The following is a 24,192-nucleotide window of genomic DNA, read 5'->3' as shown; positions in this document are numbered from 1 at the left end:
GGCGGCATGGCCCGTGATACTTATGCATACCGGCATGTTGCCGTCGAATCGCGCGCGATTCATGGCCGCGTGGAAATCCGCCCCGTGCCGGGCCAGGCCTTCTCTCCCGAACTGGCCGTGCAGTGCTCGCGCCGCCTGGTTGACCTGCAGCGCTATCCGCTGGGCAGCCGCTTTTTACTCTTTGCCAAGCTGACGGACCGCCTGGGCGGCACGCCTTTCCTGTATGCCTATCACGGCGATGCGGACGTGCCCATGACGCCGGCCGAAGTGACGAAATTCCTCGGCGAATTCCGCCGCGGCCGCATCTGAAGCCACGGCCCTACGACGCTGGGCAGGCCGCGCCGGCCTTGGCGGCGGCCTGCGGCTTGCCGAACAGCGCGATCGTCAAGGCGCAGCCGAGGGCGAACAGGCCGCCCACTACCATCGCGCTCGACACGCCCAGCCGGTCGACGGCCATGCCGCCGAGCAAGGCGCCCGACGCCAGCGATACTTGCACGATCGCAACGAACAGCGCGCTGCTGCCTTCCATCAAATGGGGCGCCGCCTTGAACATCCACGTCTGCACGGCGATCGGCATGGCGCCGAAACCGAAGCCCCAGACGGCCACCAGCAGCATGGCCGTCACGGAATGGCTGCCGAACGCGGCCAGGGCGAGGGTGGACAGGCCCAGCACGGCGCCCGTGACCATCAGCGCGGCCCGTTCGTAGCGGCCGGCGGCCCAGCCGCCCGCGAGGTTGCCGATGAAGCCGGAAGCGCCGTAGACGAGCAGCATGGCGCTGACCGTGCCGGCCGCCAGGTGCGAGATCTGCGTGAGGAAGGGCGCGATATACGTGTAAGCGGCGAACTGGCCCGTGAAGAGCATGGCCGTGGCGATCAGGCCCAGCCTGGCCTTGCGGATGCCGAAAATCATCGGCAACTGGCGCAGGCGGATGGCCTGCGTCGGCGGCAGCTTGGGCAGCAGCAAGAGCTGGCCGATGAAGACCAGCACGGCGATGGCGCTGGCCGCGCCGAAAGCCACGCGCCAGCCCACCAGTTCGCCGACCAGTGCGCCGGCCGGCACGCCCGCCACCGTGCCCAGCGAGACGCCGGCGAAGATGATGGACATGGCGCGCGAGGCATGTTGCGGCGCCACCAGGCGCGGTCCGATGGCGCTGCCGATGGCCCAGAAGCCGCCCACGCCCACGCCCAGCATGGCGCGGCCCAGCAGTATCCACGCATACGAGGGCGCCAGCGCCACCAGCAGGTTCGAGGCGACGAGCAGGGCGGTGAGCGCCAGCAGCACGATGCGGCGGTCCAGCCGGCCCGAGCCGACGGTGACGAAGATGGCGGCGAACGCGGCAACGATGCCGGGCGTGGTGATCATCAGCCCCGCCTGGCCCTTGCTGATGGCCAGTTCGGCGGCCATCGCGGGCAGCAGCCCGACGGGCAGGAATTCGGAGGTGACGAGGGCGAAGGCGCCGATGCCGACCGATAAGACGGCCAGCCACGGCGCCACGGTGGTATCGTCGGCAGAGGTGTTGGAAGGTGTGTGCATAGGGTTCCTGAAAAGCCGGGAGGTTTTTAACCGGTCGGTATATAATCAGGGTAGGCAGACACTGTTGTCAATAATTTTTTACCGAACGGTATGAAACAAGATAAAAAAGAGGAAGCGCCCAAGGCGAAAACGGGACGGCCACGCACGTTTGACGCGGACGAGGCGCTCGATTGCGCCATGAAAGTGTTCTGGGAAAAGGGCTATGAGGGCAGTTCCTTGCCGGAATTGACGAAGGCCATGGGCATGAACCGGCCCAGCCTGTATGCCGTCTTCGGCAACAAGGAGCAATTGTTCCACAAGGCGCTCGAGCGCTACAGCGACACGCGCATGCGGTTTTTCGATGCGGCCCTGGAACAGCCGACGGCGCGCCAGGTGGTGGAAGCCCTGCTGACGCAGTATGTCGACGCGCAAACCATGCCGGACGGCCCGCACGGCTGCATGGGCGTCAATGCGGCGCTCGCCTGCAGCGACGACGCCTTGCCGATCCGCGATGAATTGTTCGCGCGCCGGCTGCGCGGCGAAATCAAGTTGCGCGACCGCTTGCGGCGCGCGAAGGAGGAGGGGGATCTGCCGCCCGATTCCTGCCCGGAGCAGCAGGCGCGCTTTGTCCTGACCCTGTCGCAGGGCATGGCCATCCAGGCGGCCGCCGGTGTCTCGCGCGAGCAATTGCAGCAAATGGTGGGCTTGCTGCTGCGCAATTGGCCGATGTAGCTAAGTAATCCTCGGGAAATTAGTGTGAATTTATGGCGAACAGAACCGGATGCTATGCAAAGCGCTCGCTGCGACGCAGTGCGGGCACTGCTAGCAGTGAGCAAGCCTCGTCGGCCACCTTGCAGAGCGCCGATTATGGCAGTCAGAAATCACAATAATTTATTGGGGGTTACTTAGCCCGTCGGGGCGATGGTCTTGGCCAAGTCGCTCGGTGCCTTGCGCCGCCAGGCGGCCGTCAGGGCTGCGGCCAGCATGTCCAGCTCCGCGTCCGCCAGGCATACCGTGATGCCGGCCAGGCGTTCGCCCCACCAGAGTTTCTCGCAGCCCGATGGCGTGATGACGGTGGCGATATGCGCCGCTTCCGCATCGAGCAGCACGTTGATGTGCTCGTCATCGGGCAGGGTGGCAAAGATCTTCCCGCCCACGCGGAAGGCTGGACGGTCGTGGTGTTCTTCCTCGCTCGTGTCGGGAAACGACAGTGCCAGATAGCGTAGTTCTTCCAGGTCGACCATTCCTCTTTCCCCCTCATCGGACAGATAGCAGCGTGACTACATTTTGCCATGCTGTTTCGCCCCGTGGTGCAGCGGCATGCGAAAAGAAATGCGCGCGATGCGACACTGACGGCCTGATCTGTGGTGCCGCCGCGACATGCCGCGCGCCGCAGATGGCCGTCGCGCCAGAGTGGAAGCTGGCGCTTTTCTGCCGCTGGGCAGGTGATTGCCAGAAAAATATCTTTCATGGTCAAAAGAAAAATACTTTTCTTCTGGGAAATTTACGCTAGAATAGCTCCATCGTCTTACCTGACCCGTCAATTGTCTGGCCTTGTCCCGGGAACCCGAACCCTTTCCAGGACGCTTGCAGTGCCGCCATGGCACGCCGCAAGTCCGCATTGTCACGCGGAAGTTCACGCCCCCGACCGCTCATCCTTGCAATTCCTGGCGCTATGCCGACACGCCTCAATGCAGCGTGTATTCAGCTCCAGTGCCCCTTGCTGCGCCCACTGAATACTTACTTACTGGATACCATCATGAAAAACTTGCCTAAAATCGCCCTGTCCCTGATCGTTGTCGGTGCGTTTGCCCACGCGAACGCCAGCACCATCACCGTGTCCACCGGCTATTCGAACGCTGGCGCGCAAAGCTCCGCCGCCGCCTATGAATCCGCAGTGAACGCCGCCGTGGCCACGCCAGGAGCCGGCTATGGCTCGACGACGATTGCCAGCTACGATAACGTCAACAACAGCGGCTTGTTCGGCAGCGGCTCGAACATCGCTTTCAAATCCGTCATCAACTTTGGCGTCAGCGCGGCCGATGCGGGCGCCTGGAGCTTCCGCAGCGGCGTTGACTTCGGCAAGGGCGGCGCCCTGTTCCTGGACGGCGTGGCGCTGGACTTCAAGAGCAATGACATGTGGTGGGCAGGCAACTACAACAATGGCAGCCAGTTCCTCAGCGGTTCGAGCGCCTTGTCGGCCGGCAACCATACCCTGAGCATCTACGGCCTGGAAGGTTGCTGCGATGGCGGCCAGCAAGCGCAGTTCAAGGCGGGCAACAACAATTTCGTCAGCTTCGGCGCCAACGATGGCTTGATCTCGGCCGTTCCTGAGCCAACCACCTACGCCATGCTGCTGGTCGGCCTGGGCTTGCTGGGCTTTACGGCGCGCCGCAAGCAGGACGCCAAGTTCTAAACAGCGATACGCTGCGCGCCTCGCGGCGCACTTAAAAAAGCCCGCCGGTCTGTCAGGACACGGCGGGCTTTTTGCATGGCGGCGCTTGCATCGTCAATCGCCGCTGTCTTCGTCTTCGTCGGCGCCCTTGGCCGCTTTGCCCCGTTCGGCGTCGACGGCGCGCTGCAGGCTGGCCGCGTCGCGGAAGAAGGCATCCGTCGTGTGATCCGGGCTCAGGCGCAAGGCCGGCGGGTAGATCGCCGCCATGTACGCCTCGTCGGCCAGGCGGCCGCTGATCTGCAGGTTGCTCAGCAAAATCAGGCTCGAGCCAAGGATGGCCAGCACGACGGCGACGAGGCCGAAGCGGCGCGGATGCTGGGGCTTGATCGTGCACAGATGGTAGTAGATCATGGCGCAGACGATGACGATGAACATATGCCGTCCGTAGCGCGTCAGCGCTTCCAGCGAGAACGCGTACGCCGCCACCTTGCTGCCCAGTTCCCACACTTCCATGGCCAGCAAGCCGCAACCGATGATGAACAGGTGGCGGCCGAAGCGCGCCACATGGCCGAACAGACGGTTCGCCACGGCCCAGATCGACGACCACACGAGGCCGCCGGCCAGCGCGGTGGCGATGATCATCAGGTAGGAAATCGGATCGAAGGCGTCTGCATCGCTGAGCCAGTTGCTGAAGGCGGCCGAAGCGCCGATCATGGCCAGGCCGGCGACGGCCGGGCGCAAGCCTTCCCAGTCATGCCTGGTCGTGTCGCCCAGTTCGGGCGCCACCGGATGGTCGCTGGCGCGCAAGCGCAGGCGCGTGTGGCCCAGGCGCACGATGCTGTTGCCGTTCAGGGCCACCTGCGCTTGCCGCAGTCCCCGGTGGATCACGCCGTTATGGCTGCCCAGGTCGCGCAGCAGCAGGCCGCCTGCGCCATCGTCCTCGACAATGGCGTGCTCGGCCGCCGTATGCGGATCGTCGAGGATGAAGTCGTTGTCATAGCCGCGGCCGATGCGGATCGGCAGGGACTCCATCCGCTGGCGCCGCTGCACTTCGCCATTCTCGGCGAGGATTTCAAGGTAATAGGGCGGCTTCATGGCTTGCGGCTGCTTTCCCGCGACAGCGCTTCGAGGAAGGTGCGCGTGACGCGCATGCCGTTGGCGTAGGACACGCCGCGCGCGTCGATGCGGCTTTGCAGGCTCATCAGTGGCTCATCGGTGCTGGCGGCCAGCAGGGCAAAGTCGTACAGGCCCGTAAACTTGCGGTAGGCGCGCACGCACAGCACGGCGCGCAGGGGCAGGGTGGTGTTCTTGACGAACTGTTCGGTGCAATGGGGGCCTGTCAGGTGCGCGCTCTTGTAACTGCCGAAACTTTCATTCTTGAACGAGGCGCTGGCCAGCTCGGAAAAGCGCAGCGGGCCCAGTTCGCTGCTGCGCAGGAATTCGTGGCGCATCGACACCTGCCCCGTCTGCAGGGCGCCGGAAATGAAGATGGCCGACTCCATGGCGCAACTGGTGTTGTCGAGCAAATAAGGCTTGTCGGACTTGACGTTGGAGCGCCCCCAGCAGCGCATCTGGTCGGACTCGCGCACGGGCACGCGATACGGGCCCATGGCTTTCAGGCTCAACGGCGTGTCGAGCAGGCGCGCCAGCATGACGTCCTGGTGCGCCAGCAGTTGCGCCGTCACCAGCGGCTTGAAGTCTTTCGGCGGCTTGCCTTGCTGCGCCACCTTGGCCAGCAATTGCTGGGCATAGCGGGCCGGCACGAGAAAACTGACGAGTTCGCCGTCGAGGCGTTTTGACACGTTCACGCCCGCGACGTCGCCATTCGCGGTGACGCTGGGGCCGCCGCTCATGCCGGAATTGATCGGTCCCGTAAACATCAGCTGGTCGTAGAAGCTGCGCGTGACGACGCCGTTGTACGAACCTTCCGAAATGGCGAAACCCAGGTCCAGCGGATTGCCCATCGAATACAGGTACTGGCCCTGCGTCAGCGGTGCCAGCGCTTCCGGCATCTTGAAAAAGCCCGTGCCGTGGCGGTTCACGCGCAGCACCGCCAGGTCGTGCAGCACGTCGACGGCCAGCAATTCCACATTGCCCCGCTGGCCGCTCGTGTCGACCCATTCGCCCACATAGGTGTCCGGGTCGAGGGCGAATTGCGACACGACGTGATAGTTGCTCACCACCAGGTCGCCCGTGCCGATCAAAAAGCCCGAGCCGACGGACGACTGCGTGCGGCCGTTTTTCAGCAGCACGCGCACTTGCAGGATGTCGGCGCGCGCGGCCGTGTACAGTTTTTGCGCGGCCGACGAGGGCGGCGGCAGGGCCGCATGTTCGGTGGCGGCAGGCGCGGCGGTGGCCGGCGGCGGCTTGGCGGGGGGAGTCGAAGCGGCGGTGGCCGCGGCTGGCGCCAGCGCCGGGGCCGGGGCCGCGTGGGCGCCTGCGCCAGCGCACAGGCTGGCCAGCAAGCAGGCGTAGTCAGAGAATTTCATGCATCCTTTGTGCGTGAGCAGGAGCGAAACGGGGGGGGCGCGCTGCCGCGCCGGCGCGGCTAGCCGGTTGGCAATTACAGGGCGCCGTCTTCCAGCGCCGGCGCCGTTTCCGGCGTCATCATGTGGCCCAGTTTGCTTTGCTTGGTATTCAGGTAGTGCTGGTTGAACGCATTGCGGTTGACCAGCAGCGGCACCCGTTCGGCCACCGTGATGCCCAGCGCTTCCATGGCCGCGATCTTGCGCGGATTGTTCGTCATCAAACGCAGGCTGTGGATGCCGAATTGCGCAAACATGGGTTTGCACAAGGTGTAGTTGCGCGCGTCGGCCTTGAAGCCCAGCTGTTCATTCGCCTGCACCGTGTCGGCGCCTGCTTCTTGCAGGCGGTAGGCGCGGATCTTGTTGATCAGGCCAATGCCGCGCCCTTCCTGGCGCAGGTACAGCAAGATGCCGCGGCCTTCCTCGGCGATGCGTTTCAAGGCGCCCTCGAGCTGGGCACCGCAGTCGCAGCGCTGGGAAAACAGCACGTCGCCCGTCAGGCACTCGGAATGCACGCGCGCCAGCACCGGTTCGCCGTTGCCGATATCGCCCAGCACCATGGCCAGGTGTTCCTTGCCCGTGGCGTGCTCGACAAAGGCGTGCAGGGTGAACTGGGCCCACGGCGTCGGCAGTGCGCAGGAAGTCGTGTAATCCAATTCGCCTGTCGCCAGGAGGTCTGCGCCGCTTTGCATGGTTGTGCTCATATAAGTAATTGTCAAAAATAAAAGGCGCGCGACACCACTCCGGTGCCGGCGCGCCTTGCCATCATACCAAAAAGCAGGGAAACGTTTTCCCTGGCTGCCATTCGGTCGTTGCAATGTCTGGTGATGAACCTTACTTAGGGGCACTTCCTCCTTTTACAAGGTCGATGGCGGGCTATGCCTGGCGGATGCCGCCGCCAGGCACGTCACATCAACTGCCGATGCGGCCGCCGTCGTTCTTGGTAATCACGATGGTGGCCGAGCGGGGGCGCTTGCCGGCGCCGTAACCGGCGTTGGCCGGCCATTGGCTCGTGTACTTGGACGGATCGCCGATGTTGGCCAGCGCGGTGTTTTCGCCCGGATGCTGGATATTGATGAACATGGTCTTGCCGTCGGGCGTTTCGCTGATGCCCGTGATTTCCGAGCCGACCGGCCCCACCAGGAAGCGCTTGAGCGTGTCGGCCGTGGGTTTCTTGCCGATGAAGGTGTCGACCGCCAGGTTGCCGCCGGCCGCCGTGGCGTAGTTCAGGGTGGACTTGGCGCCGTCGCCCACTTTGCCGGGAATGGCCGCGAGCATCATGCAGTTGGTCACGTCCGTGTACGCGCCATCGTCCGTCTGGATCCAGCAGATGCCCGTGTAGGGGCTGAAGGCCAGGCCGTCCGGGCTCGAGAAATCCTGGTCGGCCGTCAGGTTCGACAGGTTGATCTTGCTGGCGTCGGCGCCGCTCTCGGCGCCAAACAGGTAGACATCCCACGTAAAGCTGGTGGCCGCGGCCGCGCCCGTGCCTTCCTTGAAGCGGATGATGTGGCCGTTCGGATTGCCGTTCTGCGCGCTGCTGCCCTTCATGTCCGTGTAGGCGCGCGGGTTGGCGCTGTCGGGCGCCAGCTGCGACGAGCCGCTCGGATTGACGGTGCGGTTCGAGTTGTTGGTCAGCGTGTAATAGATCTCGCCATTGGCCGGATTTACCGAGCACCATTCCGGGCGGTCCATCTTCGTCGCGCCCACGGCGTCGGCCGCCAGGCGGGCATTGACCAGCACGTCGGCCAGGTCGGCGAACTTGTAGGCGCCGTACGCCTGGATCAGCGCGTTCGACAGGGACAGCTCGATCCACTGGCCCGTGCCGTCGGCGGCCAGCTTGGCCACGTACAGCTTGCCCGAATCGAGGTATTTGTCGCCGGTGGCGATACGGTCCGCAGGCGTCGCGTCCGCGGCGGCCCAGACGGCGGCCGTGACGAATTTGTAGATGTATTCGTTGCGCGAATCGTCGCCCATGTAGACGGCCAGCTGCTGGCCCACGGTTGGCACGCTGAAGGCGGCGCTTTCGTGCGCGTAGCGGCCCAGCGCCGTGCGCTTGCGGATCGCCTTGGTCTTGTCGTACGGGTCCATTTCGACGATGTAGCCCATGCCGTTCAATTCATTGCGGTAATCGTCGCTGCCGTCGGCTGATGCGCCGATCTTGCTCAGGTTCCAGCGCGCGTATTTGTCGTCGCTGCCGCCCGTTTCCCAGCCGTGGCGCGAGGCGCCGCCCTGGCTGCGGCCATAGCGGTTCAGCGACACCACGGACTTGTCGCCGCGCGCCGCGTTGTCGGTGGCCGAGCGCGTGAAGTAGCCGGCCCAGTTTTCTTCGCCGGAGAGGTAGCTGCCCCATGGCGACTTGCCCGTGCCGCAGTTGTTGATGGTGCCGCGCGTCTTGGTGCCGGTCGGCGAATACTTGGTCACCACGAGGGCGTTGCCGCGCACGGGGCCGGCAAGCTCGATGTCCGTCAGCGGCGTGACGCGGCGGTTGAAGGCGGAATCGTTGACGGTGGCCCAGGCGCTGCCCGTCTTTTTGACTTCCACCACGCTCAGGCCGTGGACGGCCACTTCCTTGTCGACTTCGGCGGCGGGGCGCGGCAGCGAGGTGGTGCCGCCATTCACGTGCAGGAAGTGCGAGGACAGTTTTTCGTCCGTGGTCGCTTCGTGGTTCATCGCCAGCAAGCCCCGTTCGGCGCCGGAGGCCAGCGGCGCGCCGGCGGCGGACAGGCCGTAGTACTCCATGCCGTCGTGGTGGTCGCCGGCGCGGTTGTCGAAATCGGTATCGCTGCCGTCATTCTTGTAGGCTGGCGTGGCCGCGCGCAGCGAGTCGCCCAGCGCATACAGCGCGGTGGCCGTGTAGCCGGCCGGCACCGACACGACGTCGGCCAGGCTTTTCGGCACGGCCGTGAAGGCCAGCAGTTTTTCGGGTGTCGGCGTTGGCGTCGGTGTGACGGCCGCCGCATCGCTGCCGCCGCCACAGGCGGACAGACCCATCGAACCCATGACGGCGGTAGCGGCCGTGACGGCGCTGCCGCGCAGCCAGTTGCGGCGGCTCAGGCGGGCGTTCAGGATGCTGTTGAAATGGTTGTCGTGGGACGCGTTGCTGTCGATGTCGTTCAGATCGGTGGCGCGGATGGCCAGATCGTTGGGCTTGTTCATGGGCTGCGATGTCCTGTGGTTGCGTGATTTAAAGGCAACCGCATGATAGTCAGCGTATGTGACAGCGCCATGTCAGCTTGATGACAAAACGATGACAGGCTGCCGGCCGGACGGGACGCGTCGATGACGGGTCCGTCCGGTCAGGCAGCCTTGGCCTCACTTGGCCTGGCGAAAGCCGCGCTCCACCAGCAAGAGCATGCCGCCGAAGATGGACAGGTTCTTCAGGAAATTCGTCAGCTGGTCCTGGAAGTGGGCCGCATCGGCGCTCCAGAAGGCGTGGAAGATCACGGTGGTCGGAATCAGGAACAGCGCCAGGGCCAGCGCCGCCCAGCGCGCCTGCCACCCTGTGATCAGCAGCAGGCCGCCGCCCACTTCCAGCACAATCACGCCCACAAGCAAGATATTGGCGATCGGCAAACCCTGGCTGGCCATGTAGCCGGCCACCCCCGCAAAGCCGCCGATTTTCAGCAAGCCCGAGACAAAGAACAGCACGCCAAGGGCGGCACGGCCGAGGGGCAGCAATACGTTGGTTCTGTTTTCCATGATTTTCTCTTTCTTTGTATTTATCAATTATTTCGGTAAATCGAAGACCAGAAACTCTGCGTCCTCTGCTTGCGTGAGGATCACGGCCGCTTCCTGCGTCAGTTTCAGCGCATCGCCCGCTTTCAAGGGCGTGCCGTTGACGACCAGGCTGCCGCGGATCAGGTGCACGTAGGCGAGGCGGCCTTCTTCCAGCGCATGTTCGGCTTGCTCGCCTTCCTGCAGGATGCTGGCGTAGATGGCCGCATCCTGGTGGATCAGCACGGAACCCTGGCGGCCGTCGGACGAGGCGATCAAGCGCAGCTTGCCCCGTTTGCTTTCCGGCGTGAAGTGTTTCTCTTCATAGCTGGGGGGAATGCCCGTCACGTTCGGCTGGATCCAGATCTGCAGGAAGTGCAAGCCATCCGTGTTTGAATGGTTGAACTCGCTGTGGCGCACGCCGCTGCCGGCGCTCATGCGCTGCACATCGCCGTAGTGCAGCACGGAACCGGTGCCCATGCTGTCCTTGTGCTCGAGCGCGCCGTCGAGTACATACGAAATGATTTCCATGTCGCGGTGGCCGTGCGTGCCGAAACCCTGGCCTGGCGTGACCCGGTCTTCATTGATCACCAGCAGGGGGCCAAAACCCATGTGCAGCGGATCGTGGTAGCCGCCGAAGGAAAAGCTGTGGTGGGAATTGAGCCAGCCGTGGTTGGCGGCGCCGCGTTCTTCGCTATGACGAATCTGTAACATGGTGGACTCCGTTTCTAAAGGTTAATGTGCGATAATTTCGAAGGACCATTGCCTGGCGCTATGCCTTGGCTTCTCTCTTCCCTTCGCTGTACGATGAACAAAGTATAGGCGCCTCAGAAGAGAAAGAAAAACGGAAAATCTTGCGACCTATGATCGAAAAAATCGAATGTTAAGACTGAGCCTGGAAGCCCTGCAAATCGTCGACGCCATCGACCGCCGTGGATCGTTCTCGTCGGCCGGCAAGGAGTTGCATAAAGTCCCGTCCACCATTTCCTATACGGTGGCCAAGCTAGAGGACGACCTGGGCGTGCAGGTGTTCCAGCGCAATGGCCCGAAAGTCATGCTGACGGCGGCTGGCCAGGAATTGCTGAAAGAGGGCAGGTATCTGCTGAAGGCGGCGCAGGACCTCGAACACCGCGTGCGCAGGGTGGCGTCCGGCTGGGAAACGGAATTGTCCATCGGCATCGATTCCATGTTTTCCGCCGTGGCCCTGGCCGACGATGTGCGCGCCTTTTACGACGTGGCGCAGCAGACGCGCTTGCGCCTGTCGCAAGACACCCTGTCGGGCACCTGGGAAGCGCTGCTGGACCGGCGCGCCGATTTGCTGGTGGGCGCGCCAGGCGACGGGCCGGCGGGCGGCGGCTATATCGCGCAGCCGATCGGCATGCTCGACTTCGTCTTTACCGTGGCGCCCACGCATCCGCTGGCGCAGGTGGCCGAACCCTTGTCGCGCGGCCATTTGCAGCAGCACCGGGCCGTGGTGGTGGCCGATTCGGCGCGCCAGATGGCGCCGCGCACGGTGGGGCTGCTGCTGGGGCAAGATGCCTTGAGCGTGCCGAACATGCAGGTCAAGTTCGATTACCAGGTGCTGGGGCTGGGCTTTGGCTTCCTGCCGGGGCCGTGCGCGCGCGCCGCCATCGCGCGTGGCTTGCTGGTGGAAAAGGCCGTGGAAGAGCCGAAACCGTCGGAAACGTTTTACCTGGCCTGGAGAGTGGGCGAGGATGGCGCCGCGCTGCGCTGGTGGATGGCGCGCATGCGCGAACCCGATGTGTTTGCTCGCCTGGCGCAACATCTGCCCGGCCATTCGGCGTAGGCCTTAAAATGTTGACATACGCCAACACTTTTAAGTTACCATATTCACAGTATTTCCCGCCCGACCTCCACGCCCCACAGTGGGATTTTGATGATTACACACACCGCAGCGCCCCTGATACCTTCCCCTGACCTGGTCCAAGAGTGGGGTTGCCATGCTTGAGGCGAAGGTCGCGCTGTGCCTGCGCCTGGCCCAGGATGCCCGTGAACAGGCGGGGCCGCAGCAGGCCGCCACCCTGGCGCGGCTGGAGGAAGAGCTGGAGCGGCTGCGCGGCGCCAGCCGGCCCGTGGTGCGCGTGGCGCCCCCTGACGCCTTGCTGGAAATCGATCCCGACGGCTTTTTGATCGGCTGGAACCATGGTGCCGAACAGATGTTCGGCTATTCCGAACTGGAAGCACTGGGCCAGCACATCCTGTTTTTGTATCCGGAAGACGACGCGGAAGCGAGCGTGCTGGAACTGCATTTCACGCAGGGCGACGTGGCCACCGATGTGCGCCGGCGCAAGAAGTCGGGTATGGTGACATGGCTGCGCATGCACCGCCATGTGATCCACGACCAGGCAGGCAAGGGCTGCGGCATGGCCGTGCGCCTGTCGGCCATGAGCGAGCCGCTGTCCGATGTCGACAAGGTCCGGTTGCACGCCCGCATCATCGAAGACAGCGAGCAAGCCGTGCTGATCACGGATGCGGAAGAGCGCATCGTCTCGATCAACAGCTCGTTTTCCCGCATCACCGGCTATTCGCCGGCCGAAGCCATCGGCCGCACGCCGGACTTGCTGCGCTCGGGCGTGCACGACCCGGATTTCCGCGCCAAGGTGCGCGCCGCCATGCGCGGTCACGGCTCCTGGCGCGGCGAAATCATCGGCAAGCGCAAGAATGGCGAACTGTTCCCGCAAGACGTCACCATCAGCGTCGTGCGCGACGAATTCGGCGAAATCAGCCATGTATTTTCCCTGTTTTCCGATATCTCGGTGCACAAGGATGCCGAGGCGCGCATGCAGCGCATGGCCAACTACGACAGCCTGACGGGCTTGCCCAACCGCTGCCTGCTGAACCAATTGGTCGACCAGGGGCTGGCCGAAGCGAAACGGCAAGGCACGCATGGCGCGCTGATGGTCATCGACATCAGCCGCATCGGTTCCATCAGCGACACGCTGGGCCATGAAGTGGGCGACCAGCTGGTGATCGCCATCGGCCAGCTGTTCCGCGGCGCCCTGCGCGATGCCGATATCCTGGCGCGGGTCGACAACAGCAAATTCGTCGTGGCCCTGCTGCACATCGAAAAGCGCGAACACGCGGCCAACGTGGCGCAAAAGCTGCTCAACCTGCTCGAGGCGCCGATCAATATCGACGCGCACGCGCTGCACGTGGGCGCCAGCATCGGTATCACCGTGTATCCCGAAGACGGCCTGGAAGCGCCGGCCCTGTTCCGCTTTGCCGACGTGGCCGTGGCCAAGGCGGGGCAGACCATCGAATCGACCTTCCTGTTCTACCGCGAAGACATGAACCGCAGGGCCAAGGAGCATCTGCGCCTGGAAAGCGAAATGCGGCTGGCGCTCGGCGACAAGGAGCTGGAATTGCATTACCAGCCGAAAGTGAGCCTGGCCAGCGGACGCATCGTAGGCGCGGAAGCCTTGCTGCGCTGGAAGCATCCGATGCGCGGCATGGTTTCGCCCGGCGTCTTCATCCCCGTCGCCGAGGAAACCAGTCTGATTCTGGAGCTGGGCACCTGGGTGCTGGACGAGGCGTGCCGCCAGATCCGCAGCTGGGAAGACCGTGGCCTGCACATGCCGGCCATCGCCGTCAACCTGTCGGCGCGCCAGTTCGATGAACAGTTGCCGGCGCGCATAGCGGCCGTACTCGAGCGCTACCAGGTGCGGCCCGACCAGATCATGCTGGAAATCACGGAAAGCCTGCTGATGCGCGGCGCCGACAAGGTCATCGGCATCATGAACCAGCTGGTGGCCATGGGACTGGCGCTGGCGCTGGACGACTTCGGCACCGGCTATTCCAGCCTCGCCTACCTGAAGAAATTCCCCATCAGCACATTGAAAATCGACCGCTCCTTCGTCATCGGCTTGCCCTTCGAGGAAAACGATTGCGCCATCGCCCGCGCCATCGTCACCATGGCGCAGCAGCTGCGCCAGGAAATCGTCGCCGAAGGGGTGGAAACGGCCGAGCAGATGCGCTTCCTGCGCGAACTCGGCTGCGACCAGCTGCAAGGCTATCTGTTCAGCCCGGCCGTGCCGGCGGCCGAATTCGAGCTGATGCTCGATGAAGGCCGGCAATTGCGCCTGGAAGAGGCGGTCTGAACCGGCGTCGCTCAGACGCGCAGCAAGCCGCGAAAGCCACGGCTCGCATAATACGATTCGGCGCCGTTGTGATACGTGAAGACCTGGTCATAGCGGCGGTCGCAAAACAGGGCGCCGCCCAATGCCCGGATGCTGTCCGGCGTGGCGATCCAGCTCGAGGTCTTGCGGTCGAACGGTTCCAGCTCTTGCAACTGCCGGTACTGCGCCTGCGTCAGCAAGGCGATGCCCATCGCCTGCGCCATGGCGAGCGCGCTGCCGGCCGGCTTGTTGGCCTTGCGCGCAGCCAGGGCCGCCGCGTCGAAACACAGGCTGCGCCGGCCGATCGGGCTTTCTGTTGAGCAATCGCAAAACGTGACGGCGTCCGTGTCGCCGGCGTGCCCGATGACGTCCGGTTCGCCGCCCGTGTCTTCCATTTTCTGCAATGCCACCAGGCTGGCGGGAGCGGCGTTCAAGCGCGCCAGCACCTTGTCCCAGGTCCATCCCGGATGGCGGTGCATGTGCCGGCTGAAGCGGGTTTGCAAGGTGCGGATCAAGTCATCATGCATGGCGCGGCTCCCTGGAAGTTCAGCGATATGGCCGATTATAAGACGCGATGCCGGCGGGCGGCGCTCATCCCAGCTGCACTTTTTCCAGCAGATAATCGAGCATCACGCGCACCCTGGCCGGCACTTGCAGGCCCGGTCCCACGAAGACGGCGTGCACGAGTTCCTTGTCGCCCGGATTGTAGTCCTGCAGCACCTCCACCAATTGACCTTGCTCGATGTCGCGCTGCACGTGCTGGCGCGAAAAGCGCCCGAGACCCATGCCCGCCAGCACCAGCTGGCGCATGCTTTCGCCATCGCTGACGCAGGTATTGCCCTGCGGCGCCACCTGCAAGGTGCCGCCGCTCCCGTCGAGGAAGGGCCACGTTTCGTTCTGGCAGCGGAAGTTGAAGGCCAATAAATTGTGTTCAGATAATTCCTGCGGCGTGCGCGGCAGGCCGTGGCGCGCCACGTAGGCTGGCGAGGCGACGACGACCATCGTGTCTTCGCCCAGTTTGCGCGCCACCAGGTTCGATGCCTTCAGCGTGCCCGTGCGGATGGCGATGTCGGTGCGGTCTTCCAGCAGGTCGACGATGGCGTCGCTGACGACGACGTCGAGCACGATGTCGGGATAGCGCTGCGCGAACTCGGGCAGGATGGGCAGCAGGTGGCGCACGCCGAACGGCACGAAACAGTTGATGCGCAGGCGTCCGCGCGGCGCGGCGCCCTGCGATGCTTCGCGCTCGGCGCCATCGATATCGTCGAGGATGCGCTTGCACTGCACGAAGAAGGCGTCCCCCTCGGGCGTGGTGTGCAATTGCCGCGTGCTGCGCTGGAGCAAACGTGCGCCGAGCCGCGCTTCCAGGCGATTGACGAGCTTGCTGACGGCCGACGGCGTGAGGGCCAGGCGGCGCGCGGCGGCGGAAAAGGCGCCCGTTTCCACCACGGCCACGAACACGGCCATCTCGAACGCGCGGTTGATGTCTTGCCTGGCCATTATTGAATCCATTTCACAGGTGTTTCCATTATTAGAGTCTATATCAAAAGTATTTATCTCGATACACTGGCCCGCTTGAACCATTTGTTGGAGCCATCATGACCACCGCAGCCCCTGTTTCCCCTTCAGCCAGCACCATGCCGCCCGGCGTGCTGGCGCTGGCCGTCGGCGCCTTTGCCATCGGCGTGACCGAATTCATCGTCGTGGGCATCTTGCCCGCCATCGCGAAAGATTTGCACATTTCCATCGAATCGGCGGGCTCGCTGGTGAGCCTGTACGCGCTGGCGCTGGCCATCGGCACGCCGCTGCTCGTGTTATTGATGTCGCGCCTGCCGCGCAAGGCGGCCTTGCTGGGGCTGATGAGCGTGTTCCTCGCCGGTAATTTGCTGGCTGCCTTTTCCCACACGTTTGAATTGCTGCTGGCGGGACGGGTCATCACGGCCGTGGCGCACGGCACCTTTTTTGCCATCGGCGCCACCGTGGCCGCCAGCCTGGTGAACAAGGCGCAGGCGGGCAGGGCGATTTCCGTGATGTTTGCGGGACTGACGCTGGCCATGGTGATCGGCGTGCCTCTGGGCAGCTTCCTCGGCAACCTGATGGGCTGGCGCCTGCCCTTCTTTGCCGTGGTGGTCCTGGCTGCGCTGGGTTTGGCCGCCATGGCGCGCTGGCTGCCGGCCGGTTTGCAGCAGGGTAAGGGCGGCAAGGCCATGACGCAGCTGGCAGCGCTCGGCAGCGGCCCCATCCTGACGATGATGGCGGTGACCACCTTCGGTTTCGGCAGCAGCTTTGCCGCGTTCACGTTCATTACGCCCATCCTGACGGATGTGACGGGCTTTTCCGCCACCATGGCCAGCGCCCTGCTGATCGTGTTCGGCGTCGCCACCTTTGCCGGCAACCTGGCGGGCGGCTACCTGACGAGCCACCTGGGCTGGCAAAAGGCGCTGCGATCGATGCTGCTGTTGCTGGCCGCCACGCAAGTGGGCGTGGCGCTGGCCATCACGTCCCAGTGGCTGATGACGGTGATGCTGTTCGTCTGGGGCGTGTTCGCCTTCGGCCTGTCGCCCGCCTTGCAGGCCGGCATGCTGGCGACGGCCGAGCGCTACACGCCGCAGGCCGTCGATTTTGCTTCCGGCCTGAACATTTCCGCGTTCAACCTCGGCATTTCCTTCGGTTCCATGCTCGGCGCGCTGATGGTGTCGCGCCAGCTGATGGCGTCGTCGCCATGGGCCGGCGTGGCCGCAGCGCTGCTGGCCCTGTTGCCGCTGGCGTGGCTGGCGCGCAGGAACCTTGCCGCCCATGTGGCGGGGGCGGCCGCGCACTGAGCGCGGTCCGCCTTATTCCAGCAGGGCGGCGATCGCCAGCGGCGTGCCGCCGGTGAGTACCTGGCCCCCGTCCGGATGCGCATGGAAACGGAAGGCGTAGACGCGAAAGCCGCTGGCGGCGTCGCCGGGAAAGGCGGGGCCGTCCTGCGCCGCCAGCGGGAACGCCGCGCCATCTCCGCCCTGATAGCGCACTTGCGCCGCATCCGTCCTCGCATACGCAAACTGCACGCCGGCGCAGCGCTTGCCGCCAGCGCTGCCGGCGTAGCGCGTATAGGCGAGGAATTGTTCGCAGGCGGCGCGCAGGTCGGCCGCCGCATACACGCCATCGGACCGCGTCAAGATGGAGACCCAGGCGCTTGACGTGATCTGCCCCGGCTTGCGGTTCCAGGTCAGCTCCGCGTTGTCGTCATAGGCGGCCTTGGAAAACGGGAAAACGGCGCGCCCCAAAGCATCGAGCGGCAGCGCCAGCTGCGCGTCCTTGCCGTGCAAGGTCAGGCGCAAGCCATCCGTGGACACGCTGGCGTCGCGCGGACGCAAGCGCAGATGCTGCTGCAGCAATTGCTTGGGCTTGCCGTACTTCTCAAACCAGATCATGTGGCGGTAGGCGTCGCGATACGCGATCCAGTCGCCGCCTTCCTGTGCGCCGGCGAACGCGGGCAGCAATGCCAGGCCGAGAAGCAGGGGCTTGAGCATGCCGCTTAAAACCGGTAACCGAGGCCGGTGGACCAGCTGATGACGTTGCGTCGTTCGATGAAGGGAGTGCGGGCCGGCCCGCTGCCCAGCCGCGTGCCCGTGACGGCGCTGTTGAGCAGCCACTTGCTGCTCAGCGCCCAGTTCCAGTTGACGCCTGCCTCGATGGCGGTGACGCCGCCGGCCGGGCGGTAGTCGCGCGCGCCGCCGGCAGCGACGCTGACGGCGTAGCGCTCCTCCATCACGGCGCCGCTGGCCAGCGACACGCCGGCCGACAGGGTCACCGTATGATGGGCCGCCAGCGAGGGCAGGGTCTTTTGCACGGCGAGCTGCGCGCGCCAGCCGTGCGCGCTCGTGTCGTACACCAGGTTCGACGTGACGCGCATCTGCTCGCCCAGGTAATAGCCATAAAAGCCGCCCACGTCGGGCGAGCCCTTGATGCGCCGCGTGCCGCGCAGGCGCCAGCCATCTTCCGGATCGCGCGCATTGCTGGCGGCCAGCAGCGGGCCGTATTCAATGCCCGGCGTGGCCGACAGGTGCATGCCCGCCACGCCGCTGGCCGAGACGAACACGCCATTGCTCCACTGAACCTGCAGCAGCGGCCGCAGGACGGCGGCGCGCGGCGCGCCATCGTCCGTCGCGGAGCTGCCCGTGACGGCCGCGCCCACGTACATGTCCCGGCTCCCGTCGGGCATCATCTGCGCGCCGGCGCCGCCGGCCAGCAGCAGCGCCGGCAGCAACAGCCGTGGGGGAAAACGGGAAGAAAAACGGGGAGCGAACTTGTGCATGCCATCCTTTAAAAACCGAAACGGACACCGAGCGCGATGCGGTTCATCGTGCTGTCGAGTCCTTCGTATCTGACTGTCGGGGCGTGCTCCCATTCGAGCTGCAGCGCCACGTCCTTGTTGATCTGGTAAGCCGCTCCCACGCTCGCGTACAGGCCCGTCTTGCCGGCCGATTCACCGGGCGGCGCATTCCTGCCGTCGATGGAGAATTTGACGCGGCTGCGCGCCATGCCCGCCTTGGCGAACAGCGACCAGTCCTCGTCCAGACGCCAGGTGCCGCGCGCCGCCAGGTAGGCGGCGCTGGCGCGCACCCTGAGCCGGTAGCCGGGGTCGAGGTCGAAGCTGGTCGCGCCGCCGCTGGCGCGGTAGCCGCCCTCCAGCGCCCAGGCCGGCGTCAGTTCATAGCCGGCGAAGACGCCGAAAGGCAGCGCCTTGCCGCTCGCGTCGCGCTGGCTTGTCGCGCCGCCAGCCGCATACTGGATCTTGCCGTCGCTGGCCGGGCTGATGTTGGCGCCCACGTACAGGCCTTCGGCGTGGACGAGCGAGGTGGCGGCGACGGCGAGCAGGGTGCTGCATGCAAATTTTTTCATGTTCGGATTCCGGTTGAGGTAAGAGCCATGAATGTTAGGCAAACAGCGTCCCGGAATCCGCCCGTGTTTGTCTTCGAATTGTCCTCAATTTGTAGGCCGCATTTGTATAGAAAGTGTAGCAATGTGTACCGGATTGTCGAATTTGCCACAGGCGCGCCGCGCTCCACTACAATACGCCACAAAAATGGCGGCGCGGAGGAGCGATGCAAGGTGTCATGCTGGTGGAGGACGATGCGCGGCTGGCCGCGCTGGTCAAGGAATACCTGGAGCAATACGACTATGCGGTCGACGTGGTCACGCGCGGCGACCAGGCCCTGACGCGTTTTCGCGATACCCAGCCCGAGCTGGTGATACTCGACCTGACCCTGCCCGGCGTCGACGGCCTGGTGGTGTGCCGCCAGCTGCGCCAGCTCAGCGCCGTGCCCATCCTGATACTGACGGCGCGCGAAGACACCTTTGACGAAGTCTCGGGCCTGGAGCAGGGCGCCGACGACTACGTGAACAAGCCGATCCAGCCGCGCGTGCTGCTGGCCCGCTTGCGCGCGCTGCAGCGGCGCGGTAGCGCGGCGGCCGGCAGCGACATCGTCATCGGCCAGCTGCGCGTGTCGCGCGAGAACCGCGCCGTGCACTGGCGCGGTCAGGAAATCGCCATGAACAGCGCCGAATTCAAGCTGTTCGCCATCCTGGCCGATGCCGCGGGCAAGGTCATGTCGCGCAACGACATCCTCGTCAAGATGCGCGGCATCGAATTCGATGGCCTCGACCGCAGCATCGACAACTGCATCTCGCGCCTGCGCCGCAAGTTCGACGACACCGCCGCCGAGCGCATCAAGACGGTGTGGGGCGAAGGCTACCTGCTCACGCCCTCGGCCTGGGAATGAACCGCCTGTTCTGGCGTTTCGCGCTGCTGGTGCTGCTGGCCATCGCGCTGGGCAGCGGCGTCATTTACTTCACCTTCAGCCGCCTGTTCGGCGATCCGCTCGAGCATATCGCGCGCGACCAGGCGGCCGGCCAGATCTTCCTGCTGGAGCAGTACATCGACCAGGCACCCGCCGACGAATGGCTGCCGCGCCTGAACAAGGTGCGCGAAGTGTCGGACGTCACGCTGGAACTGCAGCCGCTGGCCACGGTATTGGCGGCGCTGCCGGCCGCCCGGCGCGCGCCGCTGTTGCAAGGCGCTGTCGTGATGGACGTGGGCGGCAAGGGCTTTTACCGGCGCGTCGACGTCACGGGCGCGCGCTATGCCGGCAGCGACGACGACGTGCTCCACGCGCAGAGGCTGCCCATCGACGTGGGCCAGGCGCTACGCATGGAGGCGATCCGTTTCGCCGTCATCGCGCTATGCCTGCTGCTGCCGCTGGGCTGGTGGACGCGCGCGCACGGCCGCAGCCTGGCGGCGCTGTCGCGCATGGCCGACGATTTCGGGCAGGGCGACCTGGCCGCGCGGGCGCGGGTCAGCCCCGCGTCGAGCATCGCGCCGCTGGCGGGCCGCATCAACGACATGGCCGGGCGCATCGGTTCGCTGCTGGAGGCGCGCAAGCATTTGCTGCTGTCGGTCTCGCACGAGCTGCGCACGCCGATCGCGCGGCTGGAATTCGGCCTGGAACTGCTGGCCGCGCGGCATGCGGACGGCCAGCCCGACCTGCAGCGGCGCGTCGACGCCATGGGCGCCGATGTCGATGAACTGAAAACCCTCGTCAATGAGCTGTTGGGCCTGATGCAGCTCGATCATGCGCAGGCGCTGCCGCGCCAGTCCTTCGCGCTGGCGCCCCTGCTGCACGCCTGCCTGGCGGCGGCCTTGCCGCGCCAGGTGGACGCCGGCATCGCCGCCGACCTGGGCGAGCTGCGCGGCGACGCCCGCCTGCTGGCGCGCGCCGTCGGCAACCTGCTGGGCAATGCGGCCAAATATGCCGTGGCGCGCGTGGCGCTGTCGGCCTTCCGCGATGGCGAGGCGCTGCACATCGTTATCGAGGACGATGGTCCCGGCATTCCCGCCGACCAGCGCGAACGGGTGTTCGCCCCGTTCTACCGCCTGGAGCGCGAGCAGGACCATGCGGCCACGGGCCACGGCCTGGGACTGGCCATCGCCGCCAGGGCCGTCGCGCTGCACGGCGGCGCCATCGCCGTCGACGATTCGCCGCTGGGCGGCGCGCGCTTCACGATTTGTATTCGGGCCTGAGCGCTGCCGCGCCGCGTCTCTGCCGCTGCGCCATGTACGAGCTGCCCATGGACGCGGCCATGATCATGGCAATCGCCAGCCACTGCCCGGCACCGAGCCGCTCGTCGAGCAGGATGTAGGCCAGCATGGCGGCCACGGCCGGTTCCATGCTGCTCATGATGCCGAACGCTTGCGGCGTCAGCCGCTTCAGGGCCACCATTTCCAGCGAAATCGGGATGGCGCTGGAAATGAGGGCCACGCCCAGGCCGATGCCCAGCACGGCGGGCGAGAGCAGGGCGGCGCCGCTGTGCATCACGCCCACGGGCACCACCACCAGCGCGGCCATGGCCAGGCCCAGCGAGACGGAATGGCCCGCATGCAGATGGCTGGCGCGCTTGCCGAAGACGATGTACGAGGCCCAGCAGACGGCCGCGCCCAGGGCGAACAGCACGCCCGTGGGATCGAGATTGCTGATGTCGTGGCCGAGCGGCAGCAGCAGCGCCAGTCCCGCCACGGCCAGGGCCACCCAGACGAAGTCGAGCGCGCGGCGCGAGGCCAGCAGGGCCACAGCCAGCGGGCCGGAAAACTCGATGGCCACGGCGATGCCGAACGGGATCGTGCGCAAGGCCAAGTAGAAGCACAGGTTGGTCAAGCCCAGCGCCGCGCCGTACAGGGCCACCGTGCGCAGGTCGGCGCGGCTCAGCTGCCAGCGCCACGGGCGCCAGAACAGCAACAGCAGCAGCGCGGAAAAGCCCACACGCACGGCCGTCGTGCCTTGCGCACCGACCAGCGGGAACAGGCTGTGCTTGGCCCATGAGGTGCCCAGCCCCAGCGCGGTGACGGAACCGAGGATGGCGAGCAGGGGAATGAACGAGGAATAGCGGCGTAATGGCATGGTGATAAAAGGCTTGATATCGGAATGGTGAAAGTTTATTGTGTCTGCTCCGATATTTGCACTGCATTTTGACCTTCATGACGCAACTTTCGCTCACGCCTTCGCCCGACCTCGATGCCTTCGACCTGGCCATCCTCGACATCTTGCAGCGCGATAACACGACCTCGCAACGCGAAATCGCCCAGGCCGTGCATTTGTCGGCGCCGGCCGTGCAGCGGCGCATCCGCCGCCTGCGCGAGAGCGGGGTGATCCGCAACGAGGTGGCCGTGCTCGACGCGAGCCGCCTGGGCCGCCCCTTGATCTTGACGGTGGAAGTGCATTTGCACGACGAGCACCCGCAGCGCACGGCCGGCATGCGCGCGCGCATCATGGCCGAGCCTGCCATCCAGCAGTGCTACGGCATCACGGGCGAGGCCGATTACCTGCTGATCATTACCGCCAGCAGCATGGCCGAATACGAGGCACTGACGGAACGCCTGTTCGGCGGCGACGACAATATCCGGCGCTACCGCACATCGGTGGCATTGACCTGCCTCAAGATGGGCTTGCACGTGCCGCTGGCATAGGATCGGACGGATGACGATCTCCAACAAGAAGCAAGCGGCCGTGACGGCAGCCATGCCCGCCAGCCTGCGCGCCGCTGTGGCCGGCTATCGATGGGTGCGCGACAGCGCCGGTGAATCGGACGCTGCCGTCTATAGGCTGCAGGGCAGGGACGGCGCGCCGGACCTGTTTTTGAAGCATGGCAAGGGTGTTGCCGCCGCCGAGCTCGCCGATGAACTGGCGCGCCTGCGCTGGCTGGTGCCGTACCTGCCCGTGCCGGTCGTGCTCCAGTTCGCCCAGGCGGCAGACCCGCAGCAGGCATGGCTGCTGACGGCGGCGCTGCCGGGCAAGACGGCGCACGAATTACTGGAAGCCGATCCCGAGATTGGCCCCGCCGTGGCCGACGCGCTGGCAGCCTTCCTGCGCCGCCTGCATGCGCTGCCCGTCGATGCCTGCCCGTTCGACGCCAGCCCTGCCGTCCGGCTGGCCCAGGCGCGCCAGCGCATCGATGCGGGCCTCGTCGACACCGATGATTTCGATGCTGAACGGAAAGGCTGGACGGCGGAGCAGGTGTGGGCGACGCTGCAGGTTTGCCAGCCCGTCGCGCCCGACCTCGTCGTTACGCATGGCGATTTTTCGCTGGAGAATATCCTCCTGCACGAAGGCGCCGTCGTCGGCTGCCTCGACGTGGGACGGGCGGGCGTTGCCGACCGCTACCAGGACATGGCCATCGCCTGGCGTGCTCTCGGTGAGTTGGACGCCGCGCTACAGCAAAGGTTTGTTGAGCAATATGGGCTCCTTGATATCGATCAAGGCAAGCTGGCATTCCATTTGCTGCTCGACGAACTGTTTTGAAGGCTGCCAGCCATCAAGGCTCTTCGCGCTCCGCATCGCGTTCGCGGCAGCTCAAGGACGCGTAATGACCTTGGGGCAGCCGGGCCTGGATGGCAACCTCGCTCAGTGCATGCCCGATATCGACGGGGTCGGTCAAGGTGCAGCGCTGGGCGCGGGCGAACGCCTGCAGCTTCTGTGTGCTGCCCTGCACCTTCACCGTCACGCCCGCCCCGGGGCTGACGCAGCAGCCGATATATTGCGTGATGTATTCTTCCTCGATCAGCACCAGTGCATGCCCCATGAAGCTGGCCGGCTTTTTCAACAGGTAATAATCGGTGTAGTCGAAGCGCTGGTCCGGGTGCTTGCCGATGTAGCCTTCGCGCATGTAGGCGGCGATGGCCTTGCCGGAGGTGCCCACCCTGTCCGTCGTGCCCTTTTTCAGGTGCAGCGCCTGGATCAGACCGCTTTCAAGCCCGGGATCGGCAGCGGCCAGGGCGCTGGAGGCGCAGGCGGCGAGCAGAAGAGCGCCGAGCAGGCGGCGGGTGCGGCATGCCGGCATGGGAGTGATTGCTTGCATATATTTCAGGTGAAG

At 65.3% G+C, this 24,192-nt stretch carries 25 protein-coding genes; 10 read left to right on the top strand and 15 right to left on the bottom strand.

The window, feature by feature from the left end:
• Positions 1-6: 6 nt before the first annotated feature.
• A complete protein-coding gene (locus AC1Q6X_RS00980) occupies positions 7-309 on the top strand; it encodes a hypothetical protein (RefSeq protein ID WP_070224098.1) in 303 nt (100 codons plus the stop codon).
• A gap of 10 nt (positions 310-319) precedes the next feature.
• Here the strand turns inward: AC1Q6X_RS00980 and AC1Q6X_RS00975 are convergent, their stop codons facing one another.
• Entirely contained in the window at positions 320-1,534 is a 1,215-nt protein-coding gene (locus tag AC1Q6X_RS00975; protein WP_492494579.1) for an MFS transporter, read from the bottom strand.
• Between the two features lie 90 nt (positions 1,535-1,624).
• Between AC1Q6X_RS00975 and AC1Q6X_RS00970 the strand changes: the two genes are divergently transcribed.
• Positions 1,625-2,245, top strand: coding sequence for a TetR/AcrR family transcriptional regulator (locus AC1Q6X_RS00970; protein ID WP_492494577.1), 621 nt, complete (start codon positions 1,625-1,627; stop codon positions 2,243-2,245).
• A gap of 173 nt (positions 2,246-2,418) precedes the next feature.
• Here AC1Q6X_RS00970 and AC1Q6X_RS00965 read toward each other — a convergent pair whose 3' ends face one another.
• On the bottom strand, positions 2,419-2,757 hold the full coding sequence (locus tag AC1Q6X_RS00965) for an MmcQ/YjbR family DNA-binding protein (RefSeq protein WP_046683867.1): 339 nt from the start codon (positions 2,755-2,757) through the stop codon (positions 2,419-2,421).
• A 515-nt stretch (positions 2,758-3,272) separates the two neighbouring features.
• Between AC1Q6X_RS00965 and AC1Q6X_RS00960 the strand changes: the two genes are divergently transcribed.
• Positions 3,273-3,929, top strand: a complete 657-nt coding sequence (locus AC1Q6X_RS00960) for a CCXG family PEP-CTERM protein (protein WP_492494575.1) — start codon at positions 3,273-3,275, stop codon at positions 3,927-3,929.
• Positions 3,930-4,022: 93 nt separating this feature from the next.
• Here AC1Q6X_RS00960 and AC1Q6X_RS00955 read toward each other — a convergent pair whose 3' ends face one another.
• The 6 genes from AC1Q6X_RS00955 to AC1Q6X_RS00930 form a co-directional block, all read right to left on the bottom strand.
• Positions 4,023-5,003, bottom strand: a complete 981-nt coding sequence (locus AC1Q6X_RS00955) for an FHA domain-containing protein (RefSeq protein ID WP_492494573.1) — start codon at positions 5,001-5,003, stop codon at positions 4,023-4,025.
• Complete coding sequence (locus AC1Q6X_RS00950) at positions 5,000-6,397, bottom strand: S1 family peptidase (protein ID WP_492494571.1); 1,398 nt, start codon at positions 6,395-6,397, stop codon at positions 5,000-5,002. The genes AC1Q6X_RS00955 and AC1Q6X_RS00950 overlap by 4 nt, the downstream gene beginning before the upstream one ends.
• A 74-nt stretch (positions 6,398-6,471) precedes the next feature.
• Entirely contained in the window at positions 6,472-7,125 is a 654-nt protein-coding gene (gene ribA / locus AC1Q6X_RS00945) for a GTP cyclohydrolase II (RefSeq protein ID WP_070224093.1), read from the bottom strand.
• 220 nt (positions 7,126-7,345) lie between these two features.
• The gene (locus tag AC1Q6X_RS00940; protein ID WP_492494569.1) at positions 7,346-9,589 is read right to left on the bottom strand and encodes a PhoX family protein; all 2,244 of its coding nucleotides are present in this window, start codon (positions 9,587-9,589) and stop codon (positions 7,346-7,348) included.
• Positions 9,590-9,745: 156 nt separating this feature from the next.
• Entirely contained in the window at positions 9,746-10,132 is a 387-nt protein-coding gene (locus tag AC1Q6X_RS00935) for a DoxX family protein (protein WP_070224091.1), read from the bottom strand.
• 27 nt (positions 10,133-10,159) lie between these two features.
• A complete protein-coding gene (locus tag AC1Q6X_RS00930; protein ID WP_492494567.1) occupies positions 10,160-10,861 on the bottom strand; it encodes a pirin family protein in 702 nt (233 codons plus the stop codon).
• 166 nt (positions 10,862-11,027) lie between these two features.
• Between AC1Q6X_RS00930 and AC1Q6X_RS00925 the strand changes: the two genes are divergently transcribed.
• Together AC1Q6X_RS00925 and AC1Q6X_RS00920 are read left to right on the top strand one after the other, a co-directional pair.
• Entirely contained in the window at positions 11,028-11,954 is a 927-nt protein-coding gene (locus AC1Q6X_RS00925) for a LysR family transcriptional regulator (protein ID WP_070224088.1), read from the top strand.
• A gap of 154 nt (positions 11,955-12,108) precedes the next feature.
• Positions 12,109-14,265 (top strand): putative bifunctional diguanylate cyclase/phosphodiesterase, encoded by a 2,157-nt coding sequence (locus AC1Q6X_RS00920; protein WP_070288739.1) that lies wholly within the window; start codon positions 12,109-12,111, stop codon positions 14,263-14,265.
• An 11-nt stretch (positions 14,266-14,276) separates the two neighbouring features.
• Here AC1Q6X_RS00920 and AC1Q6X_RS00915 read toward each other — a convergent pair whose 3' ends face one another.
• Together AC1Q6X_RS00915 and AC1Q6X_RS00910 are read right to left on the bottom strand one after the other, a co-directional pair.
• Positions 14,277-14,810, bottom strand: coding sequence for a DUF4256 domain-containing protein (locus tag AC1Q6X_RS00915; RefSeq protein WP_492494564.1), 534 nt, complete (start codon positions 14,808-14,810; stop codon positions 14,277-14,279).
• A gap of 64 nt (positions 14,811-14,874) precedes the next feature.
• Positions 14,875-15,795, bottom strand: a complete 921-nt coding sequence (locus AC1Q6X_RS00910) for a LysR family transcriptional regulator (RefSeq protein ID WP_492494562.1) — start codon at positions 15,793-15,795, stop codon at positions 14,875-14,877.
• An 86-nt stretch (positions 15,796-15,881) separates the two neighbouring features.
• Here AC1Q6X_RS00910 and AC1Q6X_RS00905 point away from each other — a divergent pair, with 86 nt between their 5' ends.
• Complete coding sequence (locus AC1Q6X_RS00905; RefSeq protein ID WP_492494560.1) at positions 15,882-17,105, top strand: MFS transporter; 1,224 nt, start codon at positions 15,882-15,884, stop codon at positions 17,103-17,105.
• A 12-nt stretch (positions 17,106-17,117) separates the two neighbouring features.
• Here the strand turns inward: AC1Q6X_RS00905 and AC1Q6X_RS00900 are convergent, their stop codons facing one another.
• Genes AC1Q6X_RS00900 through AC1Q6X_RS00890 form a run of 3 tightly spaced genes read right to left on the bottom strand, consistent with a single transcriptional unit; the run spans position 17,118 to position 19,170 of the window.
• Positions 17,118-17,798, bottom strand: coding sequence for a hypothetical protein (locus AC1Q6X_RS00900; RefSeq protein ID WP_492494558.1), 681 nt, complete (start codon positions 17,796-17,798; stop codon positions 17,118-17,120).
• Between the two features lie 5 nt (positions 17,799-17,803).
• Positions 17,804-18,583 carry a MipA/OmpV family protein gene (locus tag AC1Q6X_RS00895; protein WP_492494556.1) on the bottom strand — a complete coding sequence of 260 codons (780 nt, stop codon included), beginning with the start codon at positions 18,581-18,583 and terminating at the stop codon, positions 17,804-17,806.
• 8 nt (positions 18,584-18,591) lie between these two features.
• On the bottom strand, positions 18,592-19,170 hold the full coding sequence (locus AC1Q6X_RS00890) for a porin family protein (RefSeq protein WP_070224074.1): 579 nt from the start codon (positions 19,168-19,170) through the stop codon (positions 18,592-18,594).
• A 203-nt stretch (positions 19,171-19,373) separates the two neighbouring features.
• Between AC1Q6X_RS00890 and AC1Q6X_RS00885 the strand changes: the two genes are divergently transcribed.
• Positions 19,374-20,051, top strand: a complete 678-nt coding sequence (locus AC1Q6X_RS00885) for a response regulator (RefSeq protein WP_121670056.1) — start codon at positions 19,374-19,376, stop codon at positions 20,049-20,051.
• Positions 20,048-21,349, top strand: coding sequence for an ATP-binding protein (locus tag AC1Q6X_RS00880; protein WP_492494553.1), 1,302 nt, complete (start codon positions 20,048-20,050; stop codon positions 21,347-21,349). The genes AC1Q6X_RS00885 and AC1Q6X_RS00880 overlap by 4 nt, the downstream gene beginning before the upstream one ends.
• On the opposite strand, the gene AC1Q6X_RS00875 is transcribed toward AC1Q6X_RS00880, so the two are convergent.
• Positions 21,327-22,223 (bottom strand): EamA family transporter, encoded by an 897-nt coding sequence (locus AC1Q6X_RS00875; RefSeq protein ID WP_492494551.1) that lies wholly within the window; start codon positions 22,221-22,223, stop codon positions 21,327-21,329. The genes AC1Q6X_RS00880 and AC1Q6X_RS00875 overlap by 23 nt on opposite strands.
• A 77-nt stretch (positions 22,224-22,300) precedes the next feature.
• Here AC1Q6X_RS00875 and AC1Q6X_RS00870 point away from each other — a divergent pair, with 77 nt between their 5' ends.
• The gene (locus tag AC1Q6X_RS00870) at positions 22,301-22,789 is read left to right on the top strand and encodes an Lrp/AsnC family transcriptional regulator (RefSeq protein WP_121671145.1); all 489 of its coding nucleotides are present in this window, start codon (positions 22,301-22,303) and stop codon (positions 22,787-22,789) included.
• A 10-nt stretch (positions 22,790-22,799) separates the two neighbouring features.
• Entirely contained in the window at positions 22,800-23,621 is an 822-nt protein-coding gene (locus AC1Q6X_RS00865; RefSeq protein ID WP_492494549.1) for an APH(3') family aminoglycoside O-phosphotransferase, read from the top strand.
• Between the two features lie 13 nt (positions 23,622-23,634).
• Here the strand turns inward: AC1Q6X_RS00865 and AC1Q6X_RS00860 are convergent, their stop codons facing one another.
• Positions 23,635-24,177 carry a hypothetical protein gene (locus tag AC1Q6X_RS00860; RefSeq protein ID WP_492494547.1) on the bottom strand — a complete coding sequence of 181 codons (543 nt, stop codon included), beginning with the start codon at positions 24,175-24,177 and terminating at the stop codon, positions 23,635-23,637.
• Positions 24,178-24,192 lie beyond the last annotated feature (15 nt).

Source organism: Janthinobacterium sp. GW823-FHT06H09, from assembly GCF_058794735.1.
Note: the sequence above shows the minus strand (reverse complement) of the source record. Positions and strands in the feature narration are given on the sequence as shown.

What these genes read in the sequence shown, in the direction of transcription:
- AC1Q6X_RS00980 (WP_070224098.1), top strand. Translation starts at nt 7, where the DNA reads ATGGCCCGTGATACTTATGCATACCGGCATGTTGCCGTCGAATCGCGC.
- AC1Q6X_RS00975 (WP_492494579.1), bottom strand. Translation starts at nt 1,534, where the DNA reads ATGCACACACCTTCCAACACCTCTGCCGACGATACCACCGTGGCGCCG.
- AC1Q6X_RS00970 (WP_492494577.1), top strand. Translation starts at nt 1,625, where the DNA reads ATGAAACAAGATAAAAAAGAGGAAGCGCCCAAGGCGAAAACGGGACGG.
- AC1Q6X_RS00965 (WP_046683867.1), bottom strand. Translation starts at nt 2,757, where the DNA reads ATGGTCGACCTGGAAGAACTACGCTATCTGGCACTGTCGTTTCCCGAC.
- AC1Q6X_RS00960 (WP_492494575.1), top strand. Translation starts at nt 3,273, where the DNA reads ATGAAAAACTTGCCTAAAATCGCCCTGTCCCTGATCGTTGTCGGTGCG.
- AC1Q6X_RS00955 (WP_492494573.1), bottom strand. Translation starts at nt 5,003, where the DNA reads ATGAAGCCGCCCTATTACCTTGAAATCCTCGCCGAGAATGGCGAAGTG.
- AC1Q6X_RS00950 (WP_492494571.1), bottom strand. Translation starts at nt 6,397, where the DNA reads ATGAAATTCTCTGACTACGCCTGCTTGCTGGCCAGCCTGTGCGCTGGC.
- ribA (WP_070224093.1), bottom strand. Translation starts at nt 7,125, where the DNA reads ATGCAAAGCGGCGCAGACCTCCTGGCGACAGGCGAATTGGATTACACG.
- AC1Q6X_RS00940 (WP_492494569.1), bottom strand. Translation starts at nt 9,589, where the DNA reads ATGAACAAGCCCAACGATCTGGCCATCCGCGCCACCGATCTGAACGAC.
- AC1Q6X_RS00935 (WP_070224091.1), bottom strand. Translation starts at nt 10,132, where the DNA reads ATGGAAAACAGAACCAACGTATTGCTGCCCCTCGGCCGTGCCGCCCTT.
- AC1Q6X_RS00930 (WP_492494567.1), bottom strand. Translation starts at nt 10,861, where the DNA reads ATGTTACAGATTCGTCATAGCGAAGAACGCGGCGCCGCCAACCACGGC.
- AC1Q6X_RS00925 (WP_070224088.1), top strand. Translation starts at nt 11,028, where the DNA reads ATGTTAAGACTGAGCCTGGAAGCCCTGCAAATCGTCGACGCCATCGAC.
- AC1Q6X_RS00920 (WP_070288739.1), top strand. Translation starts at nt 12,109, where the DNA reads ATGCTTGAGGCGAAGGTCGCGCTGTGCCTGCGCCTGGCCCAGGATGCC.
- AC1Q6X_RS00915 (WP_492494564.1), bottom strand. Translation starts at nt 14,810, where the DNA reads ATGCATGATGACTTGATCCGCACCTTGCAAACCCGCTTCAGCCGGCAC.
- AC1Q6X_RS00910 (WP_492494562.1), bottom strand. Translation starts at nt 15,795, where the DNA reads ATGGATTCAATAATGGCCAGGCAAGACATCAACCGCGCGTTCGAGATG.
- AC1Q6X_RS00905 (WP_492494560.1), top strand. Translation starts at nt 15,882, where the DNA reads ATGACCACCGCAGCCCCTGTTTCCCCTTCAGCCAGCACCATGCCGCCC.
- AC1Q6X_RS00900 (WP_492494558.1), bottom strand. Translation starts at nt 17,798, where the DNA reads ATGCTCAAGCCCCTGCTTCTCGGCCTGGCATTGCTGCCCGCGTTCGCC.
- AC1Q6X_RS00895 (WP_492494556.1), bottom strand. Translation starts at nt 18,583, where the DNA reads ATGCACAAGTTCGCTCCCCGTTTTTCTTCCCGTTTTCCCCCACGGCTG.
- AC1Q6X_RS00890 (WP_070224074.1), bottom strand. Translation starts at nt 19,170, where the DNA reads ATGAAAAAATTTGCATGCAGCACCCTGCTCGCCGTCGCCGCCACCTCG.
- AC1Q6X_RS00885 (WP_121670056.1), top strand. Translation starts at nt 19,374, where the DNA reads ATGCAAGGTGTCATGCTGGTGGAGGACGATGCGCGGCTGGCCGCGCTG.
- AC1Q6X_RS00880 (WP_492494553.1), top strand. Translation starts at nt 20,048, where the DNA reads ATGAACCGCCTGTTCTGGCGTTTCGCGCTGCTGGTGCTGCTGGCCATC.
- AC1Q6X_RS00875 (WP_492494551.1), bottom strand. Translation starts at nt 22,223, where the DNA reads ATGCCATTACGCCGCTATTCCTCGTTCATTCCCCTGCTCGCCATCCTC.
- AC1Q6X_RS00870 (WP_121671145.1), top strand. Translation starts at nt 22,301, where the DNA reads ATGACGCAACTTTCGCTCACGCCTTCGCCCGACCTCGATGCCTTCGAC.
- AC1Q6X_RS00865 (WP_492494549.1), top strand. Translation starts at nt 22,800, where the DNA reads ATGACGATCTCCAACAAGAAGCAAGCGGCCGTGACGGCAGCCATGCCC.
- AC1Q6X_RS00860 (WP_492494547.1), bottom strand. Translation starts at nt 24,177, where the DNA reads ATGCAAGCAATCACTCCCATGCCGGCATGCCGCACCCGCCGCCTGCTC.